Annotated in this window: 11 protein-coding genes; 9 read left to right on the top strand and 2 right to left on the bottom strand. The window is 71.9% G+C overall.

Annotated elements, in window-relative coordinates; translation table 11 throughout:
* Positions 1-387 precede the first annotated feature (387 nt).
* From OIE49_RS07275 to OIE49_RS07250, 6 genes are all read left to right on the top strand, one after another.
* Positions 388-3270 (top strand): sensor histidine kinase, encoded by a 2883-nt coding sequence (locus OIE49_RS07275; RefSeq protein ID WP_326801612.1) that lies wholly within the window; start codon positions 388-390, stop codon positions 3268-3270.
* The gene (locus OIE49_RS07270) at positions 3267-3692 is read left to right on the top strand and encodes a roadblock/LC7 domain-containing protein (RefSeq protein ID WP_326801611.1); all 426 of its coding nucleotides are present in this window, start codon (positions 3267-3269) and stop codon (positions 3690-3692) included. Before OIE49_RS07275 ends, OIE49_RS07270 begins: the two co-directional genes overlap by 4 nt.
* Positions 3693-3710: 18 nt before the next feature.
* Positions 3711-4103 (top strand): DUF742 domain-containing protein, encoded by a 393-nt coding sequence (locus OIE49_RS07265; RefSeq protein ID WP_100567951.1) that lies wholly within the window; start codon positions 3711-3713, stop codon positions 4101-4103.
* 24 nt (positions 4104-4127) lie between these two features.
* The gene (locus tag OIE49_RS07260) at positions 4128-7775 is read left to right on the top strand and encodes a hydantoinase B/oxoprolinase family protein (RefSeq protein ID WP_326801610.1); all 3648 of its coding nucleotides are present in this window, start codon (positions 4128-4130) and stop codon (positions 7773-7775) included.
* On the top strand, positions 7756-8361 hold the full coding sequence (locus OIE49_RS07255; RefSeq protein WP_100567953.1) for a GTP-binding protein: 606 nt from the start codon (positions 7756-7758) through the stop codon (positions 8359-8361). Before OIE49_RS07260 ends, OIE49_RS07255 begins: the two co-directional genes overlap by 20 nt.
* A 105-nt stretch (positions 8362-8466) precedes the next feature.
* Positions 8467-9537 carry an IS630 family transposase gene (locus OIE49_RS07250; RefSeq protein WP_326801609.1) on the top strand — a complete coding sequence of 357 codons (1071 nt, stop codon included), beginning with the start codon at positions 8467-8469 and terminating at the stop codon, positions 9535-9537.
* 17 nt (positions 9538-9554) lie between these two features.
* On the opposite strand, the gene glpK is transcribed toward OIE49_RS07250, so the two are convergent.
* Entirely contained in the window at positions 9555-11075 is a 1521-nt protein-coding gene (gene glpK, locus OIE49_RS07245) for a glycerol kinase GlpK (RefSeq protein ID WP_100567954.1), read from the bottom strand.
* Positions 11076-11307: 232 nt separating this feature from the next.
* Here glpK and OIE49_RS07240 point away from each other — a divergent pair, with 232 nt between their 5' ends.
* On the top strand, positions 11308-11844 hold the full coding sequence (locus OIE49_RS07240) for an NUDIX domain-containing protein (protein WP_326801608.1): 537 nt from the start codon (positions 11308-11310) through the stop codon (positions 11842-11844).
* A gap of 53 nt (positions 11845-11897) precedes the next feature.
* Here OIE49_RS07240 and OIE49_RS07235 read toward each other — a convergent pair whose 3' ends face one another.
* Positions 11898-14264: a TIM-barrel domain-containing protein gene (locus OIE49_RS07235; RefSeq protein WP_326801607.1), complete on the bottom strand. Its 2367-nt coding sequence runs from the start codon at positions 14262-14264 to the stop codon at positions 11898-11900.
* A gap of 215 nt (positions 14265-14479) precedes the next feature.
* On the opposite strand from OIE49_RS07235, the gene OIE49_RS07230 reads away from it, so the two are divergent.
* Together OIE49_RS07230 and OIE49_RS07225 are read left to right on the top strand one after the other, a co-directional pair.
* Entirely contained in the window at positions 14480-16447 is a 1968-nt protein-coding gene (locus OIE49_RS07230; protein WP_326801606.1) for an acetoacetate--CoA ligase, read from the top strand.
* A 127-nt stretch (positions 16448-16574) separates the two neighbouring features.
* Positions 16575-17462, top strand: a complete 888-nt coding sequence (locus OIE49_RS07225; RefSeq protein ID WP_326801605.1) for a hypothetical protein — start codon at positions 16575-16577, stop codon at positions 17460-17462.
* Positions 17463-17506: the final 44 nt, after the last annotated feature.

The following is a 17506-nucleotide window of genomic DNA, read 5'->3' as shown; positions in this document are numbered from 1 at the left end:
CACCCCGGTGCCCGAAGATTCGGCTTCCCAGTGGCTGCCCGGCTTGCGCTGTTTTACGCGGCCCGGACGCGCAGTGCGCATCGTGTGGCCGATTCCGCCCCCATCTCGCATGGACAAGGACGAACGAGACGTCACGAAGATTCCCGGCCGACGAAAAAAATCGGTCAACCGACCGGGCCGCACGCCCCGTTCCGGCGCCCCGCAGTCCCGGTCCTACGGACCGGCATCTCCCGCAATGACCTGACAACTCGCCCGTGCCCGGAACCAATGCGGAAGAACAGGCTCCGGACAGCTCTTCGAGTTGACTGCATGTCGGTAGTAGGCTCGCGCCGTTTGTTGACGCACATGTGTACCCCCGGGCCCTTGGGGGACGAGCTGGGGGAGGCCATGCGCTTTCGCGGGAAGTCCATCCGCCGGAAGATCGTGGCGCTGCTTCTCGTGCCGCTGCTCTCGCTCACGGCGATCTGGGCCTTCGCCACGCTGATCACCGGGCGGCACGTGACCCAGCTGTTCAACGCGTCCTCCGTGGTGGAGAAGGTCGCCTACCCCACCGAGGACACCGTCCGGGCCGTGCAGCAGGAACGCCGCCAGACTCTCGTCCACCTCGCCGACCCGCGCGCCTCCGACGGCCTCACCGCACTGCGCCGCAGCAGGAGCGCCACCGACGAGGCCATCGCCAAGATCCGCAAGGCTGCCGGGAATCCCGACGCCCGCGAAGCGCTCGGCGCGGACGGCGCCGGACGCCTGGGCGTCGCCCTGGACGCCCTCGACGGCATCGACTCCCTGCGCCGCAGCGTCGAGGACCGCAGCGTCGGACGCGCCCAGGCACTCGACCTCTACAACCAACTCGTCGACCCCTGCTACGCCCTGCTCGCCAACCTCCACGTCGTCGACGACGCCGATCTGGCCAGGCAGTACCGCGCCCTGGTCGGTCTCGCCCAGGCCCGCGAACTCCTCTCCCGCGAGGACGCGCTGCTCGGCTCCTCGCTGATCGTCGGCAACCTCACCCGCGCCGAGACCCGCGGCATCTCCGACCTGGTCGCCCAGCGCTCCCTGCTGTACGACGTCGACCTGCCCCTGCTGCCCTCCTCCGAACGCGGCCGCTACGAGCGCTTCTGGCAGAACGCCTCCTCCGCACCGGTGCGGACCGCCGAACAGGCCGCCGTCTCCAGTACGTCCGGCACACCGCGGACGGTGAGCGTGCAGAGCTGGGACACCGCGGCCGGAGACGTCCTCGACGAGCTGGGCACCCTCAACGACGACGCCAACGACCGCTTCCAGGACCGTGTCCAGCCACTCGCCCTGCGCGTCATCCTCGAGGCCGCCGTCGCGGGCGTCCTCGGCCTGATCGCCGTGCTGTTCTCCCTCGTCCTGTCCGTGCGTGTCGGCCGCAGCCTGATCCGCGACCTCGGGCAACTGCGCCTGGAGGCCCACGAGGCCTCCGGTGTCCGGCTGCCGAGCGTGATGCGCCGCCTGTCGGCCGGCGAACAGGTCGACGTCGAGACCGAGGTCCCGCGCCTGGAGTACGACAGGAACGAGATCGGCGAGGTCGGCCAGGCCCTCAACACCCTGCAGCGGGCCGCCGTCGAGGCCGCCGTCAAACAGGCCGAACTCCGCGCCGGCGTCTCCGAGGTCTTCGTCAACCTCGCCCGCCGCAGCCAGGTCCTGCTGCACAAACAGCTCACCCTCCTCGACGCGATGGAACGCCGCACCGAGGACACCGACGAGCTCGCCGACCTGTTCCGGCTGGACCACCTGACCACCCGTATGCGCCGGCACGCCGAAGGCCTGGTGATCCTCTCCGGCGCCGCCCCGTCCCGGCAGTGGCGCAAACCCGTCCAGCTGATGGACATCGTGCGCGCCGCCGTCGCCGAGGTCGAGGACTACGAACGCATCGAGGTCCGGCGGCTGCCACGCACCGCCGTCATCGGCCCCGCCGTCGCCGACCTCACCCACCTCGTGGCCGAACTCCTGGAGAACGCCACCGTGTTCTCGCCGCCGCACACCGCGGTCCAGGTCCTCGGCGAACGCGTCCCCAACGGCTTCACCCTGGAGATCCACGACAGGGGCCTCGGCATGGCCGCCGAGGCGCTCCTCGACGCCAACCTCCGGCTCGCCGAGACACCCGAGTTCGAGCTCTCCGACACCGACCGGCTCGGGCTGTTCGTGGTCAGCCGGCTCGCCCAGCGGCAGAACGTCCGGGTCTCGCTCCAGCCCTCCCCGTACGGCGGCACCACCGCGGTCGTCCTCATCCCCGACGCGCTGCTGACGGACGACGTCCCGGACACCAACGGCATCGGCTTCCGCCTCGACCGGCCCTCCGGGAAGGCCGACCGCGATCCGGGTCGCGGGACCGCTCTCGCCCAGGCGCCGGCGCGACTGTCCGGACTGCCCGCCTCGGTCCTCGACGGGCCGGTGGAGCTGGAGGCGCCCGTCGACCTCGACGCCATCGAGGACTTCCCGCACGTACTCGGCGAGGAGACCGGCGAACGCGGCGGACTGTTCGGGCCGCGCCCCTCCCCGGCACGGCAGACGGCCCAGGAGGCGCCGCCCCGCAGCATCGCCGAGCACCGGCAGGGCACGGTCCGGCGCGGCACACCGCAGGAGACCGGCGAGGAGGACAACCAGGGGCGCCCGGTCCCGCTGCCCCGGCGGCGGACGCCCAAGCTGGTCAGCTCCCACGGACGCCCCGTCACCGAGCAGAGGCCCCGGCGCGAGACGGCCGACGCCGGGAACATGGCGGTTCCCGGCCGCACGGAGCTCGAGGCGGCCCCGCTGCCGGCCCGCCGTCGCGACGAGCCCCCGCTCGGACCGGTCGCGGCCGACGGCCGCGGGGAACACGACGGCACCGAGGGATCCCCGGCCACGGGCCAGGGGCCGCGGAAGGCACCGGCCCTTCCTCGGCGCACCGTCCGTCCCGCGCTCGCCGGCGGCGGCCCGGATCGCGAGGAGCGTGTCCCGGCGAAGGCATCCGGCGGCCGGGACGGCGAGGGGCGCGACCCGGCCGAGGCACTCGGCGACCCGGGACCCGACGAGAATCCGCTGCCCCGGCGCGTACGGCAGGCCAGCCTCGCCCCGCAACTGAAACAGAGCCCCGGCCGGCCCACCGAGGACGGCCCGGACCCCGTCGAACGCGACGCCGACGAGGTACGCAGCCGGATGGCCTCGCTCCAGCGCGGCTGGCAGCGTGGCCGCGAGGAGAACGCCGCGGGGGACCAGGCCCCGCACGGCAGCACAGCACAAGGAACGACAAAGGGGGACGGTCGATGACCGCACCGAAGGCGACCGACCACACCGCGACGGACAAGACGGAGCTGAACTGGCTCCTCGACGAACTCGTGGACAGGGTCGCCAGCATCCGCAAGGCCCTCGTCCTGTCCCGGGACGGACTGGCCACCGGCGTGTCCAAGGACCTGACCCGGGAGGACAGCGAGCACCTGGCCGCCGTGGCCTCCGGCTTCCACAGCCTCGCCAAGGGCGTGGGCCGGCACTTCGACGTGGGCGGCGTCCGGCAGACGGTCGTCGAGCTCGACGACGCCTTCCTGTTCGTGACCGCGGCCGGCGACGGCAGCTGCCTCGCCGTCCTGTCGGACGCCGACTCCGACGTCGGCCAGGTGGCCTACGAGATGACCCTGCTGGTCAAGCGAGTCGGCGCGCATCTGGGTGCCGCTCCGCGCACCGATGTGCCCTGAGGCGGGTAGTGGGATGACATGAGCGGAGACGGTCAGGCACGCAGCCACTGGTTCGACGACGACGCCGGACCGGTGGTCCGGCCGTACGCCATGACGCGGGGCCGCACCAGCCATGCGGCCCAGCACCGCCTCGACCTGATCGCGGTGGTCGTCACGGAGTCCCATGTGGACGACCCGGAGGCGGACGTCACGCTGTCGCCGGAACACGTGGACATCGTCGAGCTGTGCCGCTCCCCGCAGTCGGTCGCCGAACTCGCCGCGGAGCTCGATCTGCCCCTCGGCGTGGTGCGCGTGCTCGTCGGCGACCTCGTGGACGAGGAGTACGTCCACGTGACACGTCCGGTGCCGCCCGCGGAACTGCCCGACGAGAGCATCCTGCGGGACGTGATCAACGGCCTGCGGGCGCTGTGAGCCACGAGGAAGCGGAGTGCTGACATGACGGGCTGGCAGTTCTGGGTCGACCGGGGCGGCACCTTCACGGACATCGTCGCGCGGCGCCCGGACGGACGTCTGGTCACGCACAAGCTGCTGTCCGACAACCCCGCCCGGTACGCCGACGCGGCCGTCGCGGGCATCCGCGAACTCCTGGACGGCTCCGACGGCCCCGCCCGTTCCATCGAGGCGGTCCGCATGGGCACCACCGTGGCCACCAACGCCCTGCTGGAGCGCACGGGCGAGCGGACCCTGCTCGTCGTCACCCGCGGCTTCCGTGACGCCCTGCGCATCGCCTACCAGAACCGCCCGCACATCTTCGCCCGCCGCATCGAGCTGCCCGAGCTGCTGTACGAGCGGGTCGTCGAGGTCGACGAGCGCATCGCGGCCGACGGCACCGTCCTGCGCGTCCCCGATCTGGACGCCCTGGACGGCCCCCTCCGGCAGGCGTACGACGACGGGATCCGCGCCGTCGCCGTGGCCTGCCTGCACAGCCATCTGCACCCCGCGCACGAGAGGGCCGTCGGCGAGCTGGCCGCCCGGATCGGCTTCCCGCAGATCTCGCTGTCCAGCGAGGTCAGCCCCCTGATGAAGCTCGTCCCGCGCGGCGACACCGCCGTCGTCGACGCCTACCTGTCGCCCGGACTGCGCCGCTACGTCCAGCACGTCTCCACCGAACTGGACGGCGTACGGCTGATGTTCATGCAGTCCAACGGCGGGCTCGCCGAGGCCGGACAGTTCCGCGGCAAGGACGCCGTCCTGTCCGGGCCCGCGGGCGGCATCGTCGGCATGGCCCGCATGTCCCGGCTCGCCGGCTTCGACCGGGTCATCGGCTTCGACATGGGCGGCACCTCCACCGACGTCTCCCACTACGCGGGCGCGTACGAACGCGTCCTCACCACGCAGATCGCCGGCGTCCGGCTGCGCGCCCCCATGCTCGACATCCACACCGTGGCCGCCGGCGGCGGCTCGGTCCTCCACTTCGACGGCTCCCGCTACCGGGTCGGCCCGGACTCGGCGGGCGCCGACCCAGGACCCGCCTGCTACCGGGGCGGCGGCCCGCTCACCGTCACCGACGCCAACGTCATACTCGGCCGCATCCAGCCCGCCCACTTCCCCGAGGTGTTCGGCCCCGGCGGCGACCAGCCCCTCGACGACGCACTCGTCCGCGAGCGCTTCACCGCCCTCGCCCACGAGATCCGTGAGCGGACCGGCGACGACCGCACCCCCGAGCAGGTCGCCGAGGGATACCTCCAGATCGCCGTCGCCAACATCGCCAACGCCGTCAAACGGATCTCCGTGCAGAAGGGCCACGACGTCACCCGCTACGCCCTCACCACCTTCGGCGGCGCGGGCGGGCAGCACGCGTGCATGGTCGCCGACTCGCTCGGCATCCGCACCGTGCTCGTCCCGCCCATGGCGGGCGTCCTGTCCGCGCTCGGCATCGGCCTCGCCGACACCACGGCCATGCGCGAGCAGTCCGTCGAAGCACCCCTGGAGCCCGCCGCCATGCCGGGCGTGCTCAAGACCGCCGACGATCTGGAGGGCGCGGCCCGCGCCGAACTGCGCGCCGAGGACGTCCCCGAGGAACGCATCCGCGTCACCCGCCGCGCCCAGCTCCGCTACGACGGCACGGACACCACCCTCACCGTCCAACTGACCGAGCCCGCCGCCATGCGGCACGCCTTCGAAGAACGTCATCGCGCCACGTACTCCTTCACGCTCGACCGCCCGATCGTCGTCGAAGCCCTCTCCGTGGAAGCCACCGGCATCACCGAACCCCCCGATCTGACCGCCCTCGCCCCGGACGAGCACGCACGCGCCGGCCGCTCCACCGCCACGGAGACCGTCCGCCTCCACACCGGCGGAGCCTGGCGCGACGTACCCCTCCACCGCCGGGAGGACCTGGCCCCCGGCGACCCCGTCACCGGCCCCGCGATCGTCACCGAGGCCAGTGCGACAACCGTCGTCGACGACGGCTGGCGGGCCGTGGCCAAGGACGACGGGCATCTGCTCCTGGAACGCCTGGTGGTCACGCAGAGTTCCGATCTCGGCACGGAAGCGGACCCGGTGCTGCTGGAGGTGTTCAACAACCTCTTCATGTCCATCGCCGAACAGATGGGCGCCCGGCTGGAGTCCACCGCCCAGTCCGTCAACATCAAGGAGCGCCTCGACTTCTCCTGCGCCCTGTTCGACCCGGACGGAAACCTGGTGGCCAACGCCCCGCACATCCCCGTGCACCTGGGCTCGATGGGCACCAGCGTCAAGGAGGTCATCCGGCGCCGCGGGCCCCGGATGCGGCCGGGCGACACCTACGCGGTCAACGACCCGTACCACGGCGGCACGCACCTGCCGGACGTCACCGTCATCACCCCGGTGTTCGACACCGCCGGCACACAGGGTGACCGCATCCTCTTCTACGTCGCCTCGCGCGGCCACCACGCCGAGATCGGCGGGATCGCACCGGGCTCCATGCCGGCCGACAGCCGCACCATCGAGGAGGAGGGCGTCCTCTTCGACAACTGGCTGCTCGCCGAGGACGGCCGCCTGCGCGAGGACGAGACCCGCCGCCTGCTGACCGGCGCGCGACACCCCTCCCGCAATCCGGAGACCAACCTCGCCGACCTGCGCGCCCAGATCGCCGCCAACCAGAAGGGCGTCGACGAGGTCGCCCGCATGATCGACGACTTCGGCCTCGACGTGGTCCAGGCCTATATGCGGCACGTCCAGGACAACGCGGAGGAGGCCGTCCGCCGCGTCATCGACGCCCTGGACGACGGCGAGTACGCCTACGAGACCGACTCGGGCGCCGTCATCCGGGTACAGGTGCGCGTGGACCGCGAGCAGCGAGCGGCGAGCATCGACTTCACCGGCACCTCCGCTCAGCTCACGACCAACTTCAACGCCCCGTTCTCCGTGGTCAACGCGGTCGTCCTGTACGTCTTCCGCACGCTCGTCGCCGACGACATCCCGCTCAACGACGGCTGCCTGCGCCCCCTGAGGATCGTCGTGCCGCCCGGCTCCATGCTGTCCCCGCGGCCCCCCGCCGCCGTCGTCGCGGGCAACGTCGAGACCTCACAGGCGATCACCGGCGCCCTCTACGCGGCGCTCGGCGTCCAGGCGGAGGGCTCCGGCACGATGAACAACATCACCTTCGGCAACGAGCGCCACCAGTACTACGAGACCGTCGCCTCCGGATCGGGAGCGGGCGACGGATTCCCCGGCGCCTGTGTGGTCCAGACACATATGACCAACTCCCGGCTCACCGACCCCGAAGTCCTCGAATGGCGGCTGCCCGTACGGCTGGAGGAGTTCGCCGTCCGGCGCGGCAGCGGCGGCGCCGGACAGTGGCAGGGCGGGGACGGCGCGGTGCGCCGCATCCGCTTCCTGGAGGCCATGACCGTCTCCACGCTCTGCCAGCACCGCAGGGTGCGCCCCTACGGCATGGCGGGCGGCGAGCCCGGCGCACTCGGCGCCAACCGGGTGGAACGCGCGGACGGCTCGGTCGCCGAACTCGGCGGAAGGGACTCCGCGGACGTCGCCCCCGGCGACGTACTCGTCGTCGAAACCCCCGGTGGCGGAGGATACGGCCCGCCGCCGTCAGACCCACATCGAGCAGGAGAAGCAAGCGATGATCCTCGGCCGTTCTGAGCGCGGCAAGCCCCCGGTCGAGCCCGTCACGCTCAAGATCCTGGTGGCCGGCGGCTTCGGCGTGGGCAAGACCACCCTTGTCGGCGCGGTCAGCGAGATCAGGCCGCTGCGCACCGAGGAACTGCTGACCGAGGCAGGGCGTCCGGTCGACGACCTCAGCGGTGTGGAGGGCAAGCACACCACCACGGTGGCGATGGACTTCGGCCGCATCACGCTGCGCGAGGACCTCGTGCTGTACCTCTTCGGCACGCCCGGGCAGGAGCGGTTCTGGTTCATGTGGGACGAGCTGTCCGAGGGCGCGCTCGGCGCCGTCGTGCTGGCCGACACCCGTCGCCTGGAGGAGTGCTTCGCCGCCGTGGACTACTTCGAGCGGCGCGCCATCCCCTTCCTCGTCGCCGTCAACTGCTTCCAGGGCGCCGCCCGCCATGCCGTGGACACCGTCCGTCAGGCCCTCGATCTCGACGACCACGTTCCGCTGCTGCTGTGCGACGCCCGTGAACGCGAGTCGGTGAAGGAGGTCCTCATCGAGGTCGTCCAGCACGCGATGGCCCACGCCGCGGAACGCCGCCGGGCCACCGCCGTCTGACGCCACGCACACGGCCCGCACCCTCGCCGGGCGGGGGCACGGGCCGCGTACGAGCACCGTGAGGACTCCTAGTGACCTGAGTCGGAGATTTGCCGTTGGTTCGGTATGAGTCGTCCGGGTCCGAAGATTCCGCCGTTGTCGGTGACCGATGCCCAGCGGGCCGTGCTGGAGGGCTGGGTGCGTCGCCGCACGACGGCCCAGGCTCTGGCCCAGCGGTCGCGGATCGTGCTGGAGTGCGCCGACGGGCACTCGATCATGGAGGTGTCGCGCCGGCTGTGCATCTCTCCGGACACGGTCCGCACCTGGCGGCGGCGCTTCCTCGAACGCGGCCTGGACGGTCTGTCCGACGAGCCGCGGCCCGGGGTCCCGCGGAAGATCACCGACGCGGACGTCGAGCGGGTCATCGTCAAGACGCTGGAGGAGAAGCCGAAGAACGCCACCCACTGGTCGACCAGGTCGATGGCGGCGGCCACGGGCATGTCGCAGTCGGCCATCTCCCGGATCTGGCGGGCCTTCGCCCTCGCCCCGCACCGCTCGCAGACGTCTCTGCTGTCCACCGACCCACAGTTCATCGACAAGGTCCGCGACGTCGTCGGCCTGTACCTGGACCCGCCGGAGAAGGCCCTGGTCCTGTGCGTGGACGAGAAGTCGCAGATCCAGGCCCTGGACCGGTCCCAGCCCGTGCTGCCGATGGTGCCCGGTGTTCCCGAACGCCGCAGCCACGACTACGTCCGTGCCGGCACCACCACCCTGTTCGCCGCCCTGGAGGTCGCCACCGGCAAGGTGATCGGTTCCCTGCACCGGCGGCACCGGGCCGTGGAGTTCAAAAAGTTCCTGGCCAAGCTGGACAAGGAAGTGCCCGCCGGCCTCGATGTGCACCTGATCCTCGACAACTACGTCACGCACAAGACGCCTGCCATCAAGCAGTGGCTGCTGGCGCACCCACGCTTCCACCTGCACTTCACGCCGACGAGTTCGTCCTGGCTGAACCTGGTGGAGCGGTGGTTCGCCGAGCTGACGCAGAAGAAGCTCAAGCGGGGCGTCCACCGCTCCGTCCAGGCCCTGGAACGCGACATCCGCAGCTGGCTCGCCGACTGGAACGAGCATCCAAGGCCCTTCATCTGGACCAAGACCGCCGACGAGATCCTCGACAAAGTCGCCGCGTACTGCCGATGAATCTCTGACTCAGGTCACTAGTTCTCTCCGTCCTCCAGCCAGCCGAAGCTCTTCTCCACGGCCTTGCGCCAGTTGCGGTACTCGCGGTCACGGACCGAGGCGTCCATGGACGGGGTCCACTCGGCGTCCTTCTGCCAGTGCGACTTGAGCTCATCGAGGTCGTCCCACACGCCCGTGGCCAGCCCGGCCGCGTACGCGGCGCCCAGACAGGTGGTCTCGGAGATCCTGGGCCGGATCACCGGCACGTCCAGCACGTCCGCCTGGTGCTGCATGAGCAGGTTGTTCTTGGTCATGCCGCCGTCGACCTTCAGGGTCGTCAACCGGACCCCGGAGTCCTGGTACATGGCGTCCACGACCTCGCGCGTCTGCCAGCTGGTCGCCTCCAGCACCGCCCGCGCGAGGTGCGCCTTGGTGACGTACCGGGTCAGCCCGGTGATCACCCCGCGCGCGTCGGAGCGCCAGTAGGGCGCGAACAGGCCGGAGAAGGCGGGCACGATGTACGCGCCGCCGTTGTCCTCCGCCTTCGCCGCCAGCGGTTCGATCTCGTCCGCGGTGCGGATGATGCCGAGCTGGTCGCGGAACCACTGCACCAGCGCGCCCGTGATGGCGATGGCGCCCTCCAGGCAGTACACCGGGGCCTCGTCGCCGATCTTGTAGCCCATGGTGGTGAGCAGGCCGCTCTTGGACGGCACGGGCCGGTTGCCCGTGTTCAGCAGCAGGAAGCTGCCGGTGCCGTACGTGTTCTTGGCGTCGCCCACGTCGTAGCAGGCCTGCCCGAACACGGCCGCCTGCTGGTCGCCGAGGGCGGATGCCACGGGCACCCCGGCGAGCTGGCCGACGGCGGACCCGTACACCTCGGAGGACGATCTGATCTCGGGCAGCATCGCCTCGGGGATGTTCATCGCGGACAGGATCGACTGGTCCCACTGGAGGGTCTGCAGGTTCATCAGCATGGTGCGGCCGGCGTTCGTCACGTCGGTGACGTGCCGGCCGCCGTCGACGCCGCCGGTGAGGTTCCAGATGAGCCAGGTGTCGATCGTGCCGAAGGCGATCTCACCGCGCTCGGCGCGGTCGCGCAGGCCGGGCACGTTGTCCAGCAGCCAGGCCGCCTTGGGTCCTGAGAAATAGCTGGCGAGCGGTAGGCCGGTCTGCTCGCGGAAACGATCCTGCCCTTCGGAGCCGCCCAGCTCGTTGCAGAGCGCCGCGGTCCGCGTGTCCTGCCAGACGATCGCGTTGTGCACGGGCTTGCCGGTGGCCCGGTCCCACAGAACGGTCGTCTCACGCTGGTTGGTGATGCCGAGCGCGCTGAGCTGGTCGGCCCGCAGCCCCGCCTTGGCGACCGCGCCCGCGACCACCGCCTGCACCTTCGACCAGATCTCGGTGGCGTCGTGCTCCACCCAGCCGGGCTTGGGGAAGATCTGGCGGTGCTCGCGCTGGTCGACGGCGACGATGGCACCACTGTGGTCGAACACGATGCAGCGGCTCGAGGTGGTGCCCTGGTCGATGGCGGCCACGAACTTCTCGGCGTTGTCCGGCATGGCTACCCCTTGTGAGGTGGAGAAGCGGCCGAGGGCCGGGACCGTTCATCCCCTTTGCCCTCACTGGTAACAGTTTGTCCCACATCGGCGGAATCAGCCCGGGATGGGCGGCCAAGGGCGCCCACGTCCGGGGAAGTGTTCTCCCGCGCGCGGGGAGCGTCAAGGACGTCGGCGGCAACGGTGACAACCGCCGACGGAAGACGTGAGCCCACTGATCGGATACAGTCCGCGCGTGTCCGACATCCCGCACGCGACCGCCAACTCCGTACCGCACTCCCACTGTTCGAGCTGCGGAGCGCCGTACGGCGAGGGCGTCGGCGGCTGGCCCCGTACCTGCCCGGCCTGCGGCACCGTGGCCTACCGCAACCCGCTGCCGGTCGCGGTGGCCCTCCAGCCCGTGTACGACGCCCGGGGCACCGCCCTGGTCGTCATCACCCGCGCCATCGCCCCCGCGCGCGGGGGAACGGCCCTGCCGGGCGGCTACATCGACGACCACGAGGACTGGCGCCATGCCGTCGTCCGCGAACTCCAGGAGGAGACCGGGATCGAGGCGGCCGCACGCGATGTACGGCTCGCCGACGCGATGAGCTCGCCCGACGGGCATCTGCTGCTCTTCGGACTGCTGCCGGAGCGCCCCGTCGAGGACCTTCCGCGGTTCACCGCCACTGAAGAGACGGAGGACCGGCACCTGCTGCGCACGCCCGCCGAGCTCGCCTTCCCCCTGCACACACGGGCCGTCCGGGCCTGGTTCGACGGCCGCTACGTCTGAGCCGGCCGCACAACCCGGAAACAGCCACTGCCCGGGCGCGGGCCCGTCCTGACTCAGGACGCCCCGAGCCCCCGTATGCGCAGCGGATGGAGCGGCTCGCCCGCACCGTCCTCCCGCTCGCGCTCGACGACGACCCGATCGCCCTGCCGGCGGGTCGCGTAGCGCTCGATCTCCGGCTCCTCCCAGCCGTCGCCCGCGTCCGGCACCACGAAACCGCCCCCGGTACGCCCCGGTGCGGGCGCCCACACCTCCAGTTCCAGACCGCCGTCCTCACCCCGCACGGGAATCACGGCTCCCGCTCGCGCGAACACCGGGATCCGCGCGAGCGGAGCGTCGACCAGCACCTGCCCCGGCCCCTCGTACGGCCGTCCCGTCGCCATGTCGTACCAGCGGCCCCGCGGCAGCCGCACCGCCCGCCGGTCCGTACCGGGGCCGAGCACAGGGGCGACAAGAAGGCCGTCGCCGAGCAGGAAGGCGTCCTCGCAGTCGCGCAGCGCCCGGTCCTCCGGCGCGCCCCACCACAGCGGCCGCACACAGGGCGCCCCGGTGCGCCGCGCCAGATGCGCGAGGGTCACGAAGTACGGCAGCAGACGCCGGCGCTCGACGAGCGCCACGCGCGCGTGCTCCAGGACCTCCGGCCCGGACTCCCACGGCTCCCCGCGCCCCGCCCGCGGGCTCGCGTGCGTGCGGAACAGCGGCAGGTGGGAACCCAGTTGGAGCCGGCGCAGATACAGCTCGGGCGAGGGGCCGCCGTCGGGCCCGCCCACGTCCGGGCCGGAGAACGGCACTCCGCACAGACCGAGCCCCAGGACCAGTGACAGCGACGCCCGCAGCCCCGGCCAGCCGGTGGCCACGTCTCCCGGCCAGGCGCCGCCGTAGCGCTGCATCCCGGCCCACCCGGAGCGCGAGAGGAGGAATGGCCGCTCATCGGGGACCAGGCCGAGCAGCCCCTCGTACGCCGCCTCGGCCATGCACAGGGCGTACACGTTGTGCGCCTGGCGATGGTCGCCGCCCCGGCCCTCCAGGGCGTGCCGGGCCGACCGGGGCAGGGTCGTCTCGCCGAAGGCCGTGAAGGAGGTCGGCTCGTTCATGTCGTGCCGGAAACCGGCGAAGCCCCGATCCAGCCGCTCCCGGTACAAGCCGCCCCACCACTCACGCACGCGCGCGTGCGTGAAGTCCGGGAAGACCGCCTCCCCGGACCGGACGACGCCCCGCACCATCCGCCCCGACGCGTCCCGCACGAAGGCGTCCGCGACCGTACCGCCGTCGTACACGGCGTTCCCCGGCGCGGCCTTCACGGCCGGTTCGACGACGGACACCAGCCGGATCCCGTCCCGCCGCAGCTCCTCGGCCAGCACCGGCAGCTTGGGGAAGCGGTCCTCGTCGACCGTGAACACCTGGTGCGCGTCGTAGTGCTCGACGTCCAGGTGCACGGCGTCCAGCGGCAGTCCGTGCTCGTGGTGGCCCGCGACGATCCGCCGCACCTCCTGTTCGCCGCCGAAGCCCGATCGCGTGTGATGGTGACCCAGGGCCCACGCGGGCGGCAGCGCGGCCGCACCGGTGAGGGAGGACCAGACGTGCGCCACGCGCGCGGGGGTGCCGACGACCACCCAGCAGCGCAGCGGGCCCCCGTCCATCCTGAGCTCGCTCGCCCCGGCCCTGTCGTGGCCCGACCCGGCCCCCTCCGTACCCTCCCGCAGGGTGAGGGCGCCGTCCCAGGAGTTGTCGTGGAACACCAGGTGCGTGCCCGCGTCGGCCACGACAAGCTGGACCGGCATGGTGATGTGGAGCGGGTCGTCACCTCGGCCGCGCGCGTGGCCGGGATCGGTGTTCCACAGGCGGTAGGTGCCGTCGCGCAACCACGGACCGCGCGCCCGGCCGCCCAGCCCGAAGAACCGTGCGTCGGCCGCCACTTCCGAGCGCTGGGACCACCGTGCCGGGCCCCCGCCGGCCGGTTCCCACCAGCGGGGCGGCAGATCACGGCGCAGCGGCACGCCCCCGGGGGTGCGGACCTCGATCGCGCCGTGCCGCGAGACGCCGACGGTGACCCGCTCCGCCACGACCCGCCAGCCCCCGTCCTTGTCCGGCTCCAGCACCGCGCGCGGGTCCGGCTCGGGGCACCGGCCGGCGAGCGCGTACGACGGTTCGGGGCCGGCGCTGTCCCAGCCCCAGAAGACGGCCCCGTTCCCGGCGACGGCGATACGGAGTTCCGAGCGGGCGAACCGGACGACCCCGCCCCCGGGCCCGGGCTCCACGTCGAGCACCGCGCCGGGTACGCGCGCGCGTTCGGCCCCCCGCGACGGCAGGCCGCCGGCGTCGGCACGCCGCCGGCGCCACGCGGCCCGCACCGTGCGCAGCCCGTGGGCCACCCCCGCCGAACCGACCGCCTTCACCGAACGCACCAGGTCACGACCGTCCATGCTGCTCACCCTGCCATTCACGGCTGTGCGCGCGCGTGGCGTTCAACTGCCGTTCATTCGTGCCGCGACCACATCTTCACGACGCGGACTATGTGCGGTGCACCCTGGTGCAGAAGTCGATCACATGGCATCGTCCGTGTCAGCCGCGTCACGCGCACACCCCCAGCACGTGCGCGGACCGACGCACACGACGCGCACAGTCCGGGAGCCGCACCATGTCGACCGCGAACCCCCAGCCGCTCTGGCGGCCCGATCCGCAGCGGATCGCCCAGGCACAGATCACGAAGTTCCAGACCTGGGCGGCCGAGCACCACGGCGCTCCGGCCCTGGGCGGCTACCCGGCCCTGCACCGCTGGTCCGTCGACGAGCTGGAAGCCTTCTGGAAAGCCGTCACGGAGTGGTTCGACGTACGGTTCACCAGCCCCTACGCGCGCGTGCTGGGCGACCGGTCGATGCCCGGCGCCGAGTGGTTTCCCGGCGCCACCCTGAACTACGCGGAGCACGCCCTGCGCGCGGCCGCCACACGCGCGGACGAGCCCGCCCTCCTCCACGTCGACGAGACGCACGAACCGCGCCCGGTGACCTGGTCCGAGCTGCGCCGCCAGGTGGGCTCCCTGGCCGCCGAGCTGCGCGCCCTCGGCGTACGCCCGGGGGACAGGATCAGCGGCTACCTGCCGAACATCCCCGAGGCCGTCGTCGCCCTCCTCGCCACGGCCGCCGTCGGCGCCGTCTGGACCTCCTGCGCCCCGGACTTCGGCGCCCGCAGCGTCCTCGACCGCTTCCAGCAGGTGGAACCCGTCGTCCTGTTCACCGTCGACGGCTACCGCTACGGCGGCAAGGAGCACGACCGCAGTGACGTCGTCGCCGAACTGCGCCGCGAACTGCCCACCCTGCGCGCGGTCGTCCACATCCCGCTCCTCGGCACCGAAGCCCCCGAGGGCGCCCTGGAGTGGTCCGGCCTGACCTCCGCCGACGTCGCACCCGTCTTCGAACCGGTGCCCTTCGACCACCCCCTGTGGGTGCTGTACTCCTCGGGCACCACCGGCCTGCCCAAGGCGATCGTGCAGTCCCAGGGCGGCATCCTCGTCGAGCACCTCAAGCAGCTCGGCCTGCACTGCGACCTCGGCCCCGGCGACCGCTTCTTCTGGTACACGTCGACCGGCTGGATGATGTGGAACTTCCTCGTCTCCGGACTGCTGACCGGAACGACGATCATCCTGTACGACGGCAGCCCCGGGTATCCCGACACCGGCGCCCAGTGGCGTATCGCCGAACGCACCGGAGCCACCCTGTTCGGCACCTCCGCCGCCTACGTCATGGCCTGCCGCAAGGCGGGAGTGCACCCCTCGCGCGACTTCGACCTGTCGACGGTGCAGTGCGTCGCAACGACCGGATCACCGCTGCCGCCCGACGGATTCCGCTGGCTGCACGACGAGGTCCGCGAAGATCTGTGGATCGCCTCCGTCAGCGGCGGCACCGACGTGTGCTCCTGCTTCGCCGGAGCCGTACCGACCCTCCCGGTCCACATCGGCGAGCTCCAGGCCCCGTGCCTGGGCACCGACCTGCAGTCCTGGGACCCGAACGGCACACCGCTGATCGACGAGGTCGGCGAACTCGTGGTCACCAACCCCATGCCGTCCATGCCGATCCACTTCTGGAACGACCCTGACGGCAGCCGCTACCACGACAGCTACTTCGCCATGTATCCCGGCGTGTGGCGGCACGGCGACTGGATCACGCTCACCTCCCGCGGCTCGGTGATCATCCACGGCCGCTCCGACTCCACGCTCAACCGCCAGGGCGTGCGGATGGGCTCCGCCGACATCTACGAAGCCGTCGAACGCCTCCCCGAGATCAAGGAATCCCTCGTCATCGGCGTCGAACAGCCCGACGGCGGCTACTGGATGCCCCTCTTCGTGCAACTGACCCCCGGCGCCGCCCTCGACGACGCGCTGCTCGGCCGCATCAAGGGGACCATCCGCGAACAGCTCTCCCCCCGTCACGTCCCCGACGAGGTCATCGAGGTGCCGGGCATCCCGCACACCCTCACCGGCAAGCGCATCGAGGTCCCGGTAAAGCGCCTCCTCCAGGGCACACCGCTGGACAAGGCGGTCAACCCCGGCTCGGTCGACGACCTCGACCTGCTGCGCTTCTACGAGGAACTGGCCCGCAAGCGCGCCTGAGCGCCCCGGTCCCCCCCCCACCCCCGGAGGGGGGACCGCAAGCCCCGTGAACACCTGCCCGGCCCCGTTGTCAGTGGTGCCGATTACGGTGAGTGAGCACAGATCGACTGCGCTCACAGGGGGAAACATGGCGCACACCGACCACCTGACCATGCGGCGCGTCCTGCGCCGGGAGATCGCCGGCACCATCGGCCTGCTCACCGACGAACAGGACTTCCGCGCCATGCTGCGCTACCGCAGCTTCACCTTCGACGACCACACCACCTACCTCGAACAGGTCGAGAAACTCCTCCGCCTCGTGGCCGCGCAGGGCGGCCACACCACCGTGGCCCTCTTCGACCCGGAGGAGTACGCCGAATACTGCGCGGCCACCGGTCTCGACCCCGACGTCCCGTCCAGCCGCGCCCGCTTCACCGCCGAACTCGCCGGCACGGGACCCGCCCTTCCCTACGACGGTCGGCCCCTGGCCGAACTCGTCCCCGACCTCGTCGACGAGGCCGTCCGCCAGGCCACCTGGGAGTACGCCTCCACACTCCTGGCCCGGCTCGGCCCCTGCGCCTCCTGCGGCGAGAACATCGGCCGCGCCGCCTTCGCCCGAGCAGCGGACCTCGTCGTCCGCGTCCTCGACACGGCTCCGCCGGGCAACCGGCACCTGGTGTGCAGCGTCACCAGCACACCCGAAACCCTCCTCGCCGTCCTCCACGCCGACGACGAAGGCGACACCACCCAGCTCGACGAGGCCGAAGCCCTGGAGTTCACCACGGTCCTCGCCCTCGGCATCGCCACCGACGGCCCCGGCGGACTGGTCATGCGCACCACCGCCCCCGGCACCGCCGACCGCGTCTACGGCTGGCGTCTGCGCGCCGGCGGCCTCGAACCCCTCACCGCCGGCGAGGTCTTCGACGCCTACTGCACCGACATCGAGTCCGGCGACCTCATCTCCCCGGAATCCGGCGTCGACTACGGCGAGCCGCCCGACCTCGGAGAAGAAGGACCGGCACCGCGGCACGGCTGAACACCCGAGGGGCGCCCCACCGGACAGGTGGAGCGCCCCTCGCG

It is taken from the genome of Streptomyces sp. NBC_01788, from assembly GCF_035917575.1.
GTDB lineage: Bacteria > Actinomycetota > Actinomycetes > Streptomycetales > Streptomycetaceae > Streptomyces.
This window is presented reverse-complemented; position numbering and strand designations above follow the sequence as displayed.

Bases quoted from the DNA above. Each gene is read 5' to 3' on its own strand.
- OIE49_RS07265 (WP_100567951.1), top strand. From the start codon at position 3,711: ATGAGCGGAGACGGTCAGGCACGCAGCCACTGGTTCGACGACGACGCC.
- OIE49_RS07255 (WP_100567953.1), top strand. From the start codon at position 7,756: ATGATCCTCGGCCGTTCTGAGCGCGGCAAGCCCCCGGTCGAGCCCGTC.
- OIE49_RS07270 (WP_326801611.1), top strand. From the start codon at position 3,267: ATGACCGCACCGAAGGCGACCGACCACACCGCGACGGACAAGACGGAG.
- OIE49_RS07275 (WP_326801612.1), top strand. From the start codon at position 388: ATGCGCTTTCGCGGGAAGTCCATCCGCCGGAAGATCGTGGCGCTGCTT.
- OIE49_RS07235 (WP_326801607.1), bottom strand. From the start codon at position 14,264: ATGGACGGTCGTGACCTGGTGCGTTCGGTGAAGGCGGTCGGTTCGGCG.
- OIE49_RS07250 (WP_326801609.1), top strand. From the start codon at position 8,467: ATGAGTCGTCCGGGTCCGAAGATTCCGCCGTTGTCGGTGACCGATGCC.
- OIE49_RS07260 (WP_326801610.1), top strand. From the start codon at position 4,128: ATGACGGGCTGGCAGTTCTGGGTCGACCGGGGCGGCACCTTCACGGAC.
- OIE49_RS07230 (WP_326801606.1), top strand. From the start codon at position 14,480: ATGTCGACCGCGAACCCCCAGCCGCTCTGGCGGCCCGATCCGCAGCGG.
- glpK (WP_100567954.1), bottom strand. From the start codon at position 11,075: ATGCCGGACAACGCCGAGAAGTTCGTGGCCGCCATCGACCAGGGCACC.
- OIE49_RS07225 (WP_326801605.1), top strand. From the start codon at position 16,575: ATGGCGCACACCGACCACCTGACCATGCGGCGCGTCCTGCGCCGGGAG.